Source organism: Sulfuricurvum sp., from assembly GCF_031427015.1.
Lineage (GTDB): Bacteria > Campylobacterota > Campylobacteria > Campylobacterales > Sulfurimonadaceae > Sulfuricurvum.
In genome coordinates, this window is the sequence record NZ_JASJOW010000003.1 from 264,101 (window position 1) to 279,841 (window position 15,741).

A 15,741-nucleotide genomic window follows, 5' to 3' on the forward strand; every position below is an offset into this window, starting at 1 on the left:
AACTCTTTTGGTTATACTTCAGCTACAATTTAACTGAAGTGAACCCATATGAATTTAGCCTCCAAAAATGTCCCGCTCGAAGTCTCCATAAAGCGTATGCAGAGCATATTAAGCGAGATGGGGTGTGACGTCACTTACTCAAGCGAAAAACATCCTCTGAACCACTGCTATTCTGTAAATTTGGCTTCTGTTGAAGCCCCGAAACATATCTATTCCAATGGTAAAGGGATTTACTCTGAGGCCTCTACGGCGAGTGCGCTGGGCGAATACATCGAGCGGCTCCAAACCAACAACTTTTTTATCGATTTTCATCTCCCTGCACGGAAATATTATCCCGATGAGGTGGCATTTGATTTTAAGGGGGGATATTTAACTCCTGAATTAATGGAGCTATATGATCCGAGCAACGAACTGAGTCAGGATGAATTGATTGATTTTAACAGCGATACTGAGGATAAGATTGTTGCCTTGCCGTTTCATGCGCTTGATTCTGATGAGGTAGTTTATTTTCCGATCAATATCCTCAGCAATCTCTACGTCAGTAACGGGTTGGCAACGGGAAACACCGCTAAAGAAGCGCAGGTTCAGGCCATGAGCGAGATATTGGAGCGTTATGCGAAGATCAAAATCATTAAAGAGGGGTATTCTCTGTCCCATTACAGTGATGAATTTTTGAGCCAGTTCGAGCGGCTTTACAGTGATCTGACAAAGCTTCGGGAGTTAGGATATATCGTGAACGTCTTGGATGCCTCTCTGGGAGGCAAATACCCCGTTACGGCGATTTCGTTTATTAACCCCGCCAACGCGACCCTTTTTGTCTCTTTCGGTGCCCATCCGATTTTGGAGGTGTCGTTGGAGCGAACGATGACGGAACTGATGCAAGGGCGCGGATTGGAAAATTTGGAGAGTTTTGAGGTACCGACGTTTGATATGTCGCTCGTCTCTGAGAGTTTCAATCTCGAATCCCATTTTATCGATTCCAACGGCAAGATGGGGATACAGTTTCTAAGTGCTAAAAAGAGTTTTGAATTTGCTCCATGGAATTATAGTGGAGAGAATACCGAGGATGAGTTTACCTATCTCACGGGAATTTTTGAATCCATGAACAAAGAGGTCTATATCCGAGATTATAATTATTTGGACTTCTACTCCTGCCAAATGATTGTTCCCGGAGTATCAGAGGTCTATCCTATCGATGATTTGATCTTTAATAACCGTAATCGGGGCAAAGCGTATCGTGAAGTGATTTTGAACTTCGCCGAGTATGACCCCGAAACGGTGCTAGATGAGATCGAAACCCTCGAAGATCATCTGAATGTAGAGAAATTTATCGGGGTGATTTTCGAGGAGAATTTTACGATCGGTGAACTCAAAGCGCAGCTTCATCTCACCGCCGGAAATATCGACGAAGCGGTGAGCTATTTGGAATTTGGTAGTAATATTATGGGGAATCTCATTATCGAGCTTATACGCCTCGAAGAACTGGGATTAGACCTCTGTGACTACCAACAAGCACTCTATGATCTTTATACTCCTCAAAGAGTTGATAAAGCATTAGAGATTCTCAATAAAGAAGCATTATTGGTTGATACTGCACTGCACAGCGATTATCTGAATATGCTTGGTATGTATGATCGATTGGAAATGAAAAAAGCTCAGGGATTTTAAAATCCCTCGGATTCACTGCTAAAGAGGTTTAGAATTTTCGAGTATTCGCTAAACGCCTGTTTATACAGATGTTGGGTGTGATTATTACTCTCATACAATTCGCTCGCACTCATCCCGCTCTCCAACGCATTTTTCAAAAGTTTCGTTCGTCGCAGATAGGTAAAGGCGAGATTTGGAAAATGCTCATGTATCTTTTCTCGGATCATCACGGCGTCGCTTGGGGTATCGATCATGTTGGCAAATACGAGAATCGTCTTCTCTTTAAAGTTCTTAATAAAAATCAAACTTTTCATAATTGAGTTTAAATCATTGGTTGTGGGCAGGATAATAATGTCTGATTCTCGAAGGATTTCATTGGCATGAGGATTTTCAAATCCGCCGAAATCATAGACCGTATCAGGGTAGAGAGGAATTTTGTTCGGGTAATAGCGGGCATTTTTATATTTCGTCAATACGACCGACATATCGTTCGTTGCATAGCGATAACGGAGATCTTTTGCCAGAGAAAAAGCAAGAGAGGTTTTCCCTACCCCCCCCTTAGTCGAAGCGATTGAAATAATAGCCATGAATAATACCCTCTGATTTTTGAAAATGGTAGCATAAGTAGAGCATTTTAGTCGAAATTATAGCAATTTTCCCCTTTTTAGAAATAACTTCCCCGATACCATAGCAAAACAGTATGAATTAAGTAGTATTAAAAACTCCGTAAAACAGGGGTGTTCAAATTTATTTTCCAATAAATACTACTAATTCAATAGAATTACTTGACAATATAAAAATATGCCCCTATAATTTCCCAAGTTAAAAAAATGAATGAGTATTCATATATAAGTGAACCTCATAAAGGAAAGGAGTAAAAATGAAAATTGCAGCCAATGTTACGGAGTTGATCGGAAATACACCGCTCATTACGTTAAACCATTTTTCGGATGAATCGACTACCATTATAGGCAAGTGTGAGTTTATGAATCCATCTAGCTCTGTGAAAGACCGGATTGGGTGCAATATGATTCTCCAGGCCCTTAAACGTGGTGAGATTACCCATGAGAGCGTACTTATCGAACCGACGAGCGGGAATACCGGAATTGCTTTGGCGAGTGTCGCCGCAAGTCTTGGATTGAAATTGATTTTAACAATGCCGAGTTCCATGAGTCTCGAACGCAGACGTCTTTTGGCGGCATTGGGGGCACAAATCGTTTTGACCGAACCTGAAAAGGGTATGGGAGGAGCGGTTGTAAAGGCCATTGAACTTGGTGCATCGATCCCAAATGCAGTTGTTTTACAACAGTTTAATAATGCGGATAACCCTGAGATCCATCGTCAGAGTACGGCGGAAGAGATATGGAGAGATACCGATGGAAAAATCGACATCTTTGTCGCCGCTATCGGAACGGGCGGAACGATTACCGGTGTCGGAGAGGTATTGAAAAAATACAATCCAAACATACAAATTATTGCTGTGGAGCCGGATGCTTCGGCTGTCCTCTCCGGTGAGTTGGCGGGAGCGCATAAAATTCAGGGGATCGGAGCGGGATTCATCCCACAAGTACTTAATCGTAATGTGTATGATGAGATTCTTCGTATAACCAACGCCGAAGCGATTGAAACGTCACGAACGATTGCAAAAACTGAAGGGTTATTGGTGGGGATTTCCTCAGGTGCCAATGTCGCAGCGGCGAAAAAAGTCGCTTTGCGTCCGGAGAATAAAGGGAAAGTTATCGTAACGATTTTGTGCGATACCGGTGAGAGGTATTTGAGTACGGAACTTTATGAATTCCCGTCTGAGAATACGTGAGCGTATTATGAGGAAGGGTCATAATGGAAGAAAGACATTATAGAAGTGTTATTAAGGCAATCTCATGGCGTACGGTTGGAACGATAGATACGATCGTCGTATCGTATTTCATAACCGGTAATTTGGTTATGGCGGTATCCATCGGTTCTATCGAAGTGATCACGAAGATGTTTTTATATTACGTGCATGAAAGAGCTTGGAACAGAACCGATTTTGGACGGGTAAAAGTAGTTGAAAATGACTATCAAATATAGGATTATGGGATGAGTGAACGTTTTGAATTATTAAATTCTTGGTTTGAGTGTGCATCGGTAGAAACGGTACTTTCCCATTTTTTACAAACGTATAAGGGGAGAATCGCACTAGCAACAAGCTATGGCGCTGAAGATCAAGTATTAACCGACATGATTGTTCGCATTAATCCGTCGGCGAAAATTTTTTCACTCGATACGGGACGATTGGCGGAAGAGACGTATACGCTGATGGAGACAACAAATCGGAAGTACGGAATTAAAATCGATGTTTATTTTCCTGATCAAGCGGCAGTAGAAAAGCTCTACCGAATACAGGGAATAAACGGTTTTAGAGAGAGTGTTGAAAACCGTAAAACATGTTGTCAGGTAAGAAAATTAGAACCGCTTCGTCGGGCATTGGAGGGGTTGGAAGTATGGATAACCGGTTTACGCCGTGCCCAGTCACCGACACGTGAGACAATGCGGCTGATCGAATGGGATGAAGCCAACGGTCTGATAAAACTCAATCCGCTTATAGAGTGGAGTGAAGAGATGGTTTGGGACTATATTAAAACACAGAAAGTCCCCTATAACACGCTACACGATCAAGGATATCCGAGTATCGGATGTGCTCCGTGTACGAGAGCAATCCGTGAGGGAGAAGATCTGCGAGCCGGAAGATGGTGGTGGGAAAATCCTGAACATAAGGAGTGTGGACTCCACATAAAAAGGAACTGACAATGAAATTTTTGTTGGATATTTTGGATGGATTACTCGATGATGAGTATTCCGAGCGTAAAGAGTTGGCCGATTGGGCTATTTTTATTTGATTGAAAAACACTAATAAAGGAGAGACCATGATATCACATGAGAAAAAAACACATCTTAAGGCGTTAGAAGCCGAAGCAATCCACATCATGCGTGAAGTGGTCGCGGAATTTGATAATCCGGCTATGCTCTATTCGATCGGTAAAGATTCTTCGGTCATGCTTCATTTGGCACTAAAAGCATTTTATCCGGCAAAGCTGCCGTTTCCATTGCTGCATGTGGATACGACATGGAAGTTCAAAGAGATGATCGAGTTTCGGGATCGTCGGATCAAAGAGTTGGGATTGACACTTTTAACCCACGTGAATCCTGATGGGATCGCACAAGGGATCAATCCCTTTACCCACGGGAGTGCAGTGCATACGGATGTGATGAAAACCGAAGGGTTAAAGCAGGCATTGAATTATTATGAATTTGACGCTGTCTTCGGAGGGGCTCGACGAGATGAAGAGAAAAGCCGAGCGAAAGAGAGAATCTATTCGTTCCGAGATAAACATCACCGTTGGAATCCTAAAAATCAGCGTCCTGAGTTGTGGAATATCTATAACGGACGGATTCATAATTCAGAGAGTATTCGGGTGTTTCCCCTCTCTAACTGGACGGAACTCGATATTTGGCAATACATTCATCTCGAAAATATCCCGATTGTCCCTCTTTATTATTCGGCACCGCGTCCGATTGTTGAGCGCGATGGGGTAAAAATCATGGTGGATGATGAACGATTTCCTCTGGAAGAGGGAGAAGTTCCGACAATAGAGAATGTCCGTTTTCGTACGTTGGGATGTTATCCGCTAACCGGAGCGGTTGAGAGTGATGCAATCACGCTTCCTGACATCATCCAAGAGATGCTTTTGACAAAAACAAGTGAACGGCAAGGGAGACTGATTGATGCGGACAGTTCAGGCTCCATGGAAAAGAAAAAAATTGAAGGGTATTTTTAATGGCACATCAAGGCGATCTGATAGCCACCGATATCGAGAGCTATCTCAAAGAACAAGAACACAAAGAGTTGCTCCGCTTTATAACGTGCGGGAGTGTAGATGATGGTAAAAGTACCTTAATCGGGCGCCTTTTACATGATTCAAAAATGATTTTCGAAGATCAACTCGAAAGTATCAAAAATGACAGCAAAAAGTCGGGAACGACCGGAGATAAAATCGATCTGGCTCTCCTTGTAGACGGTTTACAGAGTGAGCGGGAGCAAGGGATTACGATCGATGTAGCGTATCGCTATTTTTCGACTGACAAACGTAAATTTATTATCGCCGATACTCCGGGTCATGAGCAATATACCCGTAACATGGCGACAGGTGCCTCTACGGCGGATTTAGCGATTATCTTGATTGATGCGCGTTATGGGATTGTGACGCAGACGCGTCGCCATTCGTATATCGTCCGTCTTTTGGGGATACGAAATGTCGTTGTTGCGATTAATAAAATGGACTTGGTCAATTTTGATCAAGCGGTATATGAGAAAATCGATGCGGAGTATCGTGCATTTGCTGAAGAGCTAGGGATCAAAGGGATCTATTCCGTTCCGTTATCGGCGCTGGATGGAGATAATGTCGTGACAAAAAGCGAACGTAGCGCATGGTATCAAGGGATGACATTGCTTGAATATCTTGAGGAGGTTCCATTAGCCTCTGCGGCAATAGACGGGCCGTTTCGAATGGTCGTCCAGTATGTGAATCGTCCAAATCTCGATTTTAGAGGATTCGCCGGAACGGTTGCATCGGGAACAATCCGTGCGGGTGATGTCATAACAACGTATCCATCATTGAAACAAGCAACGGTAAAAGCCATTGTGACGTATGATGGAGATTTGGAATCGGCTTCGAGTGGGGATGCAATTACCCTTACTTTGAACGAAGAGATCGATATCAGTCGCGGAAATGTTTTGATCAAAGAGAATGAGACTATTTTAAGCAGTGATGCGATTGTTGCCAACTTGGTATGGATGGATGAGGAGAAGTTTCTTCCCAATAAAAGTTATGTGTTTAAACGCTCATCAACCGTAACAACGGTTTATGCGGATCGAATTGATTATCGTGTGGATGTCAATACGCAGGTAAAACATGAAGCCTCTTCTTTGGGGCTAAACGATATCGGATCTGTCCGCTTGGTGTTGAGTGAACCGATTGCTTTTGATGTATACGATGATAATCGTGAGATGGGAAGCTTTATCCTAATCGATAAAATCACCAACAATACCGTTGCTGCAGGAATGATTACCCAAAGTACGGAAATAGAGGTTACGCAGACGAACACTCATACTCCGTCTGCATTTGAGATAGAGCTTAATGCTCTTATACAGCGACATTTCCCTCATTGGAATGCCGCAATAGTTGTTTAAGGAGTAGAAATGGCTACCGAAACAAAAGCGGAAAGGGTTGAACGTATTAAACGTGAAAAAGACGGTTTAGCGGTTATTGCGGATATCTATCGATACGCTCAAACCGGTGAAGCGATCGATCCAGAGGATATTGATCGTTTTAAATGGTACGGTCTTTATACCCAAAATCGTAACTTGCAAGGAGCGGAGGATGAGACGCAGTATTACATGCTGCGTGTCAAACTTGAAGGCGGATATTTAAACGTTAAGCAAGTGGAGGTATTGGGAGAAATCTCAGTGAAGTTCGCTCGTGAAAGCGGTGATGTGACGACACGTCAGGATATTCAGTTTCATTGGCTTAAAATAGAAGATTTGCCTGAGATTTTGGAATCACTCTCTGCAGTTGGTTTAAGTGTTCTCGGGGCATCAGGTGATTGTCCTCGTAATATCGTGAGTTGTCCGGTAAACGGGATTGATCACGATCAGATTGACGATGTCCGCGATGTGGTGGTTGCGTTGAACAATCTCTATCGCGGAAATCCTGATTTTTCGAATTTGCCTAGAAAGTTCAAAATCGGGGTCAGCGGATGCAATAAACATTGTATTCAGCACGAAGTACAGGATTTGGCGTTTACCGCTCTCAAAAATGGCGATGAACTCCGATTCAGCGTAAGCGTCGGAGGAGGGCAGGCGAGTAATCGACGTATCGCCGATCATATCGGGTATGTGAAACGTCGTGATATTGTAAAAATTGCCGAAGCGGTTGCACGTATTTATCGTGACTCTGGCCGACGTGACAACCGTAGCAAAGCCCGTTTGGGACATTTGGTAGAAGATTGGGGTGTTGAGCGCTTTGTCGCTGAGCTGGAAAAAGAATCCCATGTTACGTTAGAGCGTTACGACGCGGCACCTTTTACTCCGTATCCGCGACGCACCCATTTCGGTGTCGGAGCGAGTGTTAAAAAAGGGTACAACACGATAGGGTGTGCACTTACCAGCGGACGGATCAAGGGTGAAAACCTGTTGAAACTCGGACGTATCCTTGATCTGTATAAAGCTGAGGGGATCACCCTGACAACGACGCAGAATTTTGTGATTTTGAACGTTCATAGCGATGCTACGGAGCCGATGATCGATACTCTGAAGGCTGTGGGATTTCATCCCTATCCGTCAGTTTTTGAAGCACGAACCTTGGCCTGTACGGGACTCAATTTTTGTAAGTTTGCGGTGAGTGAGACGAAAGATTTAGCCATTAAGGTAGTGGAATATCTGAACACCAAATTTCCCGACTTTGACGAACCGGTGAGTATCAGTATTAACGGCTGTCCGAACTCGTGTGCCCATCCTCATATCGTTGATCTTGGATTTATCGGAGCCATCGTGAAACGGGGTGATGAACGCCTTAAAGGATTCGATTTAATCGTGGGAGGTTATTTAGAAGGGGAAGAGAGCCGTTTTGCCGTAAAAACAGGGGTAAAAGTTGCCGCTGAGGAAGTTGCACCGTTGATAGAATCACTGATACATGAATTTGAGACCAGCAACAGTATCGATTTTAGACATTATTTATTGGAGAAATACGCTTATGAACCCACTGTTTCGTCCACTCCTTGAAGAGGGTGACAAATACGCCCAGATAGGGCGAAATACGATCGGAATCCATAAAAAAACCTATTTCGATTTTACGGCATCGGGTTTGGCGTATGAGCCGATTGAAGCGCGTATCCGAGAGGTGCTAGAGACCTATGCGAATACCCATTCGAAAGAGGCATCAATGGCGGCTCGGACAGATCACTATTATCGTCAGGCGCGAGAGCACTTAAAAGGACTCTTAGGATTGGACGGCTCTTTTGCATTAATGCCTTGTGGATGCGGTGCGACGGGTGCGGTTAAGCGGCTTCAGGAGATTTTGGGACTTTATATTCCCCCTGCGACACGTGCCCGCTATAGGGAGTTACCGCCAACTTATGAGATGCCGTTGGTAATTGTCGGACCGTATGAGCACCATTCCAATGAAATAAGTTACCGTGAAGCACTTTGTGAGACGGTACGAGTCGGATTGAATACCAAGGGGTTGGTGGACTTGGAACATCTCGAAGAGATATTAAAAGAGAACCAAGATCGAGAGCTTATCGGATCGTTTTGTATTGCATCGAATGTGACGGGTACGATTACACCGTATGCGGAGATCTCTGCAATACTTCGACGCTACGGGGCAATAGTATGTTTTGATGCGGCAGCTTCGTCACCGTATATCAACATACCTTGTGAACTGTACGACGCGATGTTTTATTCACCCCATAAGCTTTTAGGGGGACCCGGCTCGTGCGGTTTACTGGCGATACGAAAGGATCTGTTTGATACCGATGCTAAACCGACCTTTGCAGGGGGTGGAACGGTACGCTATGTGAGCCGTACTAGCCACTATTTTGTGGAAGAGGTGGAAGAGCGTGAAGACGCGGGAACCCCCGGAATTTTACAGCTTATCCGCGCCGCTTTGGCCTATCAACTCCGCAATGAGATCGGATTTGTGTGGATTGCAGAACGTAAAAAAAGTTTGTATGGACGTTTTATCGAAGGATTAAAAGAGATTGAGGGAGCGACATGTTACGGCTGTCGCAGGGCAGAAAATATCGGAATTGTCTCTTTTAACATTAAAGGAGTTGATCCGTACGCATTATGTACGCTTCTCTCAGAATCTCAAGGGTTTCAAACACGGGCAGGATGCTCGTGTGCCGGACCTTACGGGCATGATTTATTAGGACTGGAGGATGACACCCCTCTTCAAGAGCGGCCGGGTTGGCTGCGGATCAGTATCCATTATTCACAAGGCGTAGAGGATATCGACGCGTTATTGGAAGCTGTTAAAAATTCTATAAAGAGGCTAGGATGACTAAAATTATACATTCAACTCCGGCCGAAACAAAATATTCGTTTTCGGCGAGAAAAGGAAATGTTTATCTTGTAGGCTGCGGTCTGGGAGAAGTAGAGTTGTTGACCCTTAAAGCGTATCGGGTTATCCGAGAAGCGCAAGTGGTTTTATATGATAATCTCATATCCAAAGAGATTTTAGATTTGATCCCTCCTGAAACACGGAAAATATATGTTGGAAAACCGAAAAATTCCCATAGTATTAGCCAAGAGCGGATTAACACTTTGATAGCTGATTATGCCGATCAGGGCTTTAGCGTTGCACGTCTCAAAAGCGGTGATCCCTATATTTTCGGACGGGGAGCGGAAGAAGCTTTGTATTTGCTTGAAAAAGGGTATAAAGTTGATGTGATCGCAGGAATTTCTTCGTCTGTCAGCGGATCGGCATGTGCGGGGATACCTCCGACCGCGAGAGGATATGCGGCGAGTTTTTCTGTAGTATCGGCACACCTGAAAGAGGGAAAAGTGAATACCGATTGGTTTCCGCTACTCCAGCTAAGTAATCATACGACGGTAGTGTTGATGGGGTTAAGTCTCGCTCGACAGATAAAATCAGCAGCACTCGCGTTGGGGATTAATCGGAATCTTCCCGTAGCGATTGTTTCCAATGCGTCACGTCCCGAACAAAAAAGTATCATTACGACTTTGGCGGGATTGGATAAAGCAGCTAAATGTGTTGAAGGTCCCGCCGTGATCGTATTTGGAGAGGTCGTAAATTTCTATGGAAAATTGCCGCAATATCAATCACAGCTGCTAGAAGTCAAATAAAATACATGGATTGCTGATCGAGCGCATTCCCTTGATCGACGAGATCTTGCAGGGTTTCGCTAAAAACACCTTTCATATCCTCACGAATACGATCCCAATAGAGATGCAGAATCGGTTGTAATCGCTCATCGGTTGGGTTGCAAAGCTCCCCTTCCAGTGCTACTAAAATTTCAAACACCGCAATCGTATTTGGGGCTTTCGCGAGCAAATAACCGCCCCCTGCACCTCGAATACTTTGGATTAATCCCTCTTTGCGCAAGGTAGCGAGAATCTGCTCCAGATAGTTTTGGGGAATATTGGCTTTTTCCGCAATGTCACGGATTTGAAGATGTCCTTGCCCGTAATGGAGCGCTAACTCATACATGGCGGCAAGGCCATAGCTTCCTTTAGTAGAAATACCTGCCACTGTTCTCTCCTATTGGATTGTAGTGGAGGTATTGTATTCGAGGTAGTGTTAATAGTCCATTAAGGACATCGATTTAGAAGAGATTATTCACTCTCTTTCGGTGATTTGAACGATTTCACATCGATGCGACGAGGGGCACGTTTTGGTGCGGCAGGTGCTTCGGAGGGTTTTCGATCTTGGTAAGGTTTTTTGTCCCCAAACGGCTTTTTATCTCCAAACGGTTTCTTATCGCCGTAAGGTTTTTTTTCTCCGAAAGCAGGTTTGTCACCGTAAGGCTTTTTATCTCCGTAGGGCTTCTTGTCTCCAAACGGTTTCTTATCGCCGTAAGGCTTTTTCTCACCGAAAGCAGGTTTGTCACCGTAAGGCTTTTTATCTCCGTAGGGCTTCTTGTCTCCAAACGGTTTCTTGTCTCCAAACGGTTTCTTATCATCCGAACTTTTTTCTTTGTCACCGAAAAATTTTGGTTTGCTGCTGTAAGGGGTTTTGGTTGCTTTTTCCGCATCAGAACGGGGTGTTCCGTCGATGTAGTGGTTACGCTCGCGGGTTTTACCTTCGAAAATCGGTTTACCGCTTTCATCTTTTCCGACAAAACGGGGTTTGGCGTTGTGTTGTTTTTTAGCCATAAAGCCATCCCCCTCATTGCGTGGAGGGCGTTTATCGCCGCGTGAATCTTCACGAAGACGCTCAGGTCTGGTGTCACGAACCGGCTTTTTATCACGATTTCTAGGGTCACTAGCATCACGAGCTTCACGCTCATCGCGGCGAGCTTTTGCTTCCGCTTTTTGTTGATTATCGATGGCAATACCGAAATCGGGTTCGAACCCTTTTACTACCTCTTGGGTAATGGTTCGTCCGTTGAGCAATTCGATAGGATAGAGCCGTTTTTGATCCTCTTCATCGAGGGTAATAAGGGCATATTCGCTTGCACGGGCGAAGCGTGACATATAGACAATCGCTTTGTCCGGAAGATCGTAGCTGATAAGAACCTCGCATTGCAGATCGGGGGTTTTTGCCAGTTCGGCATCGCTTAAAACGGTGATATTATTACCGCTAAAGATATTCGGAAGTTCTCCGGTCTCGGTTGAGCTGACGATAAGGATGTTTTTACCGCTATTTCGCTCAATTAAAAAATGGATCAGTTCATTTTTACGTGGGCGGTTACATGGGTGGATACGATGATTTTGGCGTTTGATAGGTGTCGATGACATTAAATAGTCCTTGGGTACATAGGCCTCATTAAAGAGGGGGGATAGGCGATCAGTAAAAGAAGTCTCTGACGCGTGAGCGCGACGCGAATGGTAAGCGTATTATAGCGTAAAGCTCCCTCTTTTACTTGTAAGCTTTAATCGATAACATTTCATCCAACCGCTGAAATACATACCCTTGTTCACGGAGCCGTTCAATGATCTCTCCTAACGCCTCCACCGTGGCATGATTAGAACGGCTGCTGTGCATTAGGATAATATCTCCGGGGGATACATAGGTCATTATGTTTGTGATTATGGCCTCTTTATTCTGCATTCCCCAATCGAGGGAATCGAGAGACCAAAGAATCGTTGTATATCCTTGTGCGTTGACGGTATCGACAACCTCTTGGTTAATCGCACCGTATGGGGGGCGAAAAAGGAGCGGATATTTCCCCGTGAGTTTATGTATACGTTCCGAAGTCGTATTGAGCTCTTGAATAATTTGTTCCGAGGTCAGTGCGGTAAAATGAGGATGGGTAAAACTATGGTTAAGAACCAAATGCCCCTCATCAAATGTCCGCTTTGCAACCGTGATATTATTCTCCTCCATTGCTGCGGCAATCATGAAAAAACTTGCTTTCACACCGTAATGTTTTAATATGTCTAAAACTTTATCGGTATTGTTTTCATCGGGAGAATCATCAAACGTGAGGGCAATATTTTTAGCTTTTGTAATGTCTCCGTGCAGATAAATATTCGTATAGTTTCCTTCTGCAATAGGTGCAGTCGTCTCATTACGCCATCGATCCAAAAATTGAGTAAGATTGGCATCCAGCAGAGGGGATGAACCTCTAATTTCATACAGAGGATCATTTGCTCCAAAAAGGGCAAGCTGGAAAAAGACGAACAGGGCGATTAGCAGTTTTTTCATACACTCATTTCCGGTTTAGATCGACAAGAGGTGAAATTATACCGCAATCATTGAGGGGTGTTTTTGAAGATACGCAGATCCTCTCGGACGTAGCTGGAGCCGAGATTACGAATATCTTGTTTGTAAATGAGATTTTGCGCAACACTTAATTTCAATTCGTTGCCGTCAATTTTGGTATAGATTTTTTCGAGATATCGGCCGAGAAGCGTTTGTATGTCTGAGCTATGAATCATCTCTCTCATCCCATCTAAACCCTCTCGAGGAAGAGGAAGATTGCAATAGTAATCGCCGATATCGTTGATTCCCCAGTAGATAAATCCCAACAAACGGTAAAAATCGAGTGACGTTGATATCGAAGAGAACGTGATGCGTCGAACATGCTTTTCGACTCCCAGTGCGAGTGTCATTCGGAGTAAATGGGTAGCATACCCTTTGCGTTGCTGTGATTCAGGGGTAAAGAGGTTGTAGAGGGTAAGATATTCACTGTAACGGTCGATTTTGGAGAAGAGATAGCACAAATGCTCATTTTTATCATTGCACAGTACGATACACCCTTGGGCATTCCAACTAAAATGGCGATCCCACCATGCCATGGATTGATCGGCGAATCGGAGTGTTTGCGGGTCTTGAATCGTGGCTATGGAGTTGATATAGGCATCACGCCCCAACGTTTCAAGATGATAGAGTGACATCGGCATCCTTTTACCTCTCTATGGACGTAAAAAGTTCCGTATTATGGAGCCGATTAAATTAAGTGAGTGGAAATATTATATCGGATTAACGTGAGGGCATTTTCCTTTTGATGATTAAAAGATAATCAGACGAACTTAGGGTTTTTCCGTAACGGGATATTTATACTCTTTCCATTCACTAAATCCGTTAAGGAGCCAATAGACATTTTTATACCCGAGTTTACGTACTGCCAAAGCCGCTTCATACGAGTTGGCACAGGTTTCTCCGTAGCAATAAAAAAGGATATTTTCCTCTTTGTCTTTGGGAAGCTGTATTACAATGTATTCTGCTTTTGAAACATCAAAATAGACGGGATGTGCCCCTTTGATATGCTCTTTTTGATAATGCCGTTTTTCACGTGCATCGTAAAAATAACATTTTTGATCGTACAGTTTTTTTGCGGTTTTGACATCCACGACTTTAACCCCTTTGGCTGTGGCGTCATCAACTTGTGGGGGTATGATACATACATCGTATTTGGTTTCAAACATAATACTTTTTTCACCGTCGTATTCGACACCTTGCACAGAGGTAGAGAGAAAAATCGTTAACAGAACAGAAGAAATCAAGCGTAACATGACATACTCCTCGAAATGATTATGGTTAAATGATAAGACAGAAAATGTTAGTAAAGTATAATATTTTTAAATATATTAATAGCGTAAGAAATTATTTAGAAAGTCCGGCGAGGTATCCGCTGGAAAATGACCATTGGAGATTGTATCCGCCACATGGACCGTCAAGATTCATCACTTCACCGCAAAAATAGAGCCCTTTTACCACTTTGCTCTCCATACTTTCGGGACGGATCTCTTTGAGGGAGATACCGCCTCGGGTAATCATCGCCATTTTGAATCCGTCATGCCCGATGACCGTGAGCGGAGTCCATGCAAGAAGTTTGATGAGACGATCACGTACCATCCCCTCAAGTCGGTTGAACCCTATGTCAGGATCGGCACCTGCTTGGGTACATAAAGCGCGGCAGAGTGGTTCGGGGAGGAGTGTCATCATATGGGTGAGCACTGATTGTTCGGGGTTTTTATGGATCGAATCTTTGATATGGGTCAATATTTGCCCTTCATTGAGCCCTTTTGTCATGTTGATCAGTAGTGGAACGGATCCGTATTTTTCAATCAACGGGGTGATCTCACGGGCAACATCCAAAACAACGGGGCCTCGAATACCGTTTTGGGTGAAGATCAAATCCCCTGATGCACGGATATTTTTTGCTTTGGGAAGATCGATACGAATTTCTACTTTGGGGATCGTATCGGCACGGCACTCTGCCACCCATGTCTCACGAGTACGCAAAGGCATCATCGCGGGGTAAAGTTCGGTTACGTTGTGACCGACTTCAGAAGCGAGGGAAAAACCGTCCCCCTCTGCTCCCAGTTGAGGGTATCCTAATCCACCTGTGGCAATAATGACTTTAGGCGCATAGTAACATTTCTCTGAGGTAGAGACACCTTGGATACCTTCTGTATCATATTTTAAGTGTTCTACTTTTGCTGACGTGATGAGCACAATGCCAAGACGTTCCATCTCCAGCTCAAGTGCATCGATAATAGTGACAGAGCTGTGGGATAGTGGAAAAACACGATAGCCATCAGGTGCGTGACTCTCTACTCCGATTTCGGCAAAAAACGCGATGAGGGCTTTATGATCCAGTGCGTTTAGAGCGGGGGTCATAAATCGCCCCTCGCGCCCGAACCGTACCATAAAATCTTCGTTAGAGAGGGTATTGGTAAGATTGCATCGTCCGCCTCCCGTCGCTTTGAGTTTTGCACCGATTTTGGAAAGTTTTTCGAGGAGGAGGACTTTATTCCCCTGTCGTGCGGCAGTGATAGCGGCCATGATTCCCGCTGCCCCAGCACCGACAACGATGAGATCAAAAGAAGTTTCAAAGGAGTTTTGCATACGCCATTATAGCGGT

16 protein-coding genes are annotated in these 15,741 nt (G+C 44.2%); 9 read left to right on the forward strand and 7 right to left on the reverse strand.

All coding sequences use genetic code 11. The annotated features are described in order from the left end of the window. Positions 1 to 48: 48 nt before the first annotated feature. Positions 49 to 1,668 carry a YcaO-like family protein gene (locus tag RMO68_RS06600; protein WP_310439935.1) on the forward strand — a complete coding sequence of 540 codons (1,620 nt, stop codon included), beginning with the start codon at positions 49 to 51 and terminating at the stop codon, positions 1,666 to 1,668. Here the strand turns inward: RMO68_RS06600 and RMO68_RS06605 are convergent. After that, positions 1,665 to 2,234, reverse strand: coding sequence for a hypothetical protein (locus tag RMO68_RS06605; protein ID WP_310439936.1), 570 nt, complete (start codon positions 2,232 to 2,234; stop codon positions 1,665 to 1,667). The two genes, RMO68_RS06600 and RMO68_RS06605, sit on opposite strands and share 4 nt — an antisense overlap. Positions 2,235 to 2,527: 293 nt before the next feature. Here RMO68_RS06605 and cysK point away from each other — a divergent pair, with 293 nt between their 5' ends. The 8 genes from cysK to cobA all read left to right on the forward strand — a co-directional run bounded on the left by cysK (position 2,528) and on the right by cobA (position 10,552). Further along, the gene (cysK, locus tag RMO68_RS06610; protein WP_310439937.1) at positions 2,528 to 3,463 is read left to right on the forward strand and encodes a cysteine synthase A; all 936 of its coding nucleotides are present in this window, start codon (positions 2,528 to 2,530) and stop codon (positions 3,461 to 3,463) included. A 23-nt stretch (positions 3,464 to 3,486) separates the two neighbouring features. Then, complete coding sequence (locus RMO68_RS06615) at positions 3,487 to 3,717, forward strand: DUF2061 domain-containing protein (protein WP_310439938.1); 231 nt, start codon at positions 3,487 to 3,489, stop codon at positions 3,715 to 3,717. A 9-nt stretch (positions 3,718 to 3,726) separates the two neighbouring features. Beyond that, positions 3,727 to 4,434 (forward strand): phosphoadenylyl-sulfate reductase, encoded by a 708-nt coding sequence (locus RMO68_RS06620; RefSeq protein WP_310439939.1) that lies wholly within the window; start codon positions 3,727 to 3,729, stop codon positions 4,432 to 4,434. A gap of 119 nt (positions 4,435 to 4,553) precedes the next feature. Further along, positions 4,554 to 5,465 carry a sulfate adenylyltransferase subunit CysD gene (gene cysD / locus RMO68_RS06625; RefSeq protein WP_310439940.1) on the forward strand — a complete coding sequence of 304 codons (912 nt, stop codon included), beginning with the start codon at positions 4,554 to 4,556 and terminating at the stop codon, positions 5,463 to 5,465. Then, entirely contained in the window at positions 5,465 to 6,877 is a 1,413-nt protein-coding gene (gene cysN / locus RMO68_RS06630) for a sulfate adenylyltransferase subunit CysN (RefSeq protein WP_310439941.1), read from the forward strand. The genes cysD and cysN overlap by 1 nt, the downstream gene beginning before the upstream one ends. 9 nt (positions 6,878 to 6,886) lie before the next feature. Continuing rightward, entirely contained in the window at positions 6,887 to 8,467 is a 1,581-nt protein-coding gene (locus tag RMO68_RS06635) for a nitrite/sulfite reductase (protein ID WP_310439942.1), read from the forward strand. Then, positions 8,439 to 9,746 carry an aminotransferase class V-fold PLP-dependent enzyme gene (locus RMO68_RS06640; protein ID WP_310439943.1) on the forward strand — a complete coding sequence of 436 codons (1,308 nt, stop codon included), beginning with the start codon at positions 8,439 to 8,441 and terminating at the stop codon, positions 9,744 to 9,746. Before RMO68_RS06635 ends, RMO68_RS06640 begins: the two co-directional genes overlap by 29 nt. Beyond that, the gene (gene cobA / locus RMO68_RS06645) at positions 9,743 to 10,552 is read left to right on the forward strand and encodes a uroporphyrinogen-III C-methyltransferase (RefSeq protein WP_310439944.1); all 810 of its coding nucleotides are present in this window, start codon (positions 9,743 to 9,745) and stop codon (positions 10,550 to 10,552) included. The genes RMO68_RS06640 and cobA overlap by 4 nt, the downstream gene beginning before the upstream one ends. On the opposite strand, the gene RMO68_RS06650 is transcribed toward cobA, so the two are convergent. The 6 genes from RMO68_RS06650 to RMO68_RS06675 all read right to left on the reverse strand — a co-directional run bounded on the left by RMO68_RS06650 (position 10,545) and on the right by RMO68_RS06675 (position 15,725). Beyond that, positions 10,545 to 10,958: an Rrf2 family transcriptional regulator gene (locus RMO68_RS06650; RefSeq protein ID WP_310439945.1), complete on the reverse strand. Its 414-nt coding sequence runs from the start codon at positions 10,956 to 10,958 to the stop codon at positions 10,545 to 10,547. The genes cobA and RMO68_RS06650 overlap by 8 nt on opposite strands. 83 nt (positions 10,959 to 11,041) lie before the next feature. Further along, positions 11,042 to 12,166: a hypothetical protein gene (locus RMO68_RS06655; RefSeq protein ID WP_310439946.1), complete on the reverse strand. Its 1,125-nt coding sequence runs from the start codon at positions 12,164 to 12,166 to the stop codon at positions 11,042 to 11,044. A gap of 121 nt (positions 12,167 to 12,287) precedes the next feature. Then, positions 12,288 to 13,076, reverse strand: coding sequence for a polysaccharide deacetylase family protein (locus RMO68_RS06660; protein ID WP_310439947.1), 789 nt, complete (start codon positions 13,074 to 13,076; stop codon positions 12,288 to 12,290). Positions 13,077 to 13,123: 47 nt separating this feature from the next. Next, positions 13,124 to 13,768 carry a GNAT family N-acetyltransferase gene (locus tag RMO68_RS06665; RefSeq protein WP_310439948.1) on the reverse strand — a complete coding sequence of 215 codons (645 nt, stop codon included), beginning with the start codon at positions 13,766 to 13,768 and terminating at the stop codon, positions 13,124 to 13,126. A gap of 135 nt (positions 13,769 to 13,903) precedes the next feature. Continuing rightward, a complete protein-coding gene (locus RMO68_RS06670) occupies positions 13,904 to 14,386 on the reverse strand; it encodes a rhodanese-like domain-containing protein (protein ID WP_310439949.1) in 483 nt (160 codons plus the stop codon). A gap of 91 nt (positions 14,387 to 14,477) precedes the next feature. Continuing rightward, a complete protein-coding gene (locus RMO68_RS06675) occupies positions 14,478 to 15,725 on the reverse strand; it encodes an NAD(P)/FAD-dependent oxidoreductase (RefSeq protein ID WP_310439950.1) in 1,248 nt (415 codons plus the stop codon). Between the last annotated feature and the right edge of the window lie 16 nt (positions 15,726 to 15,741).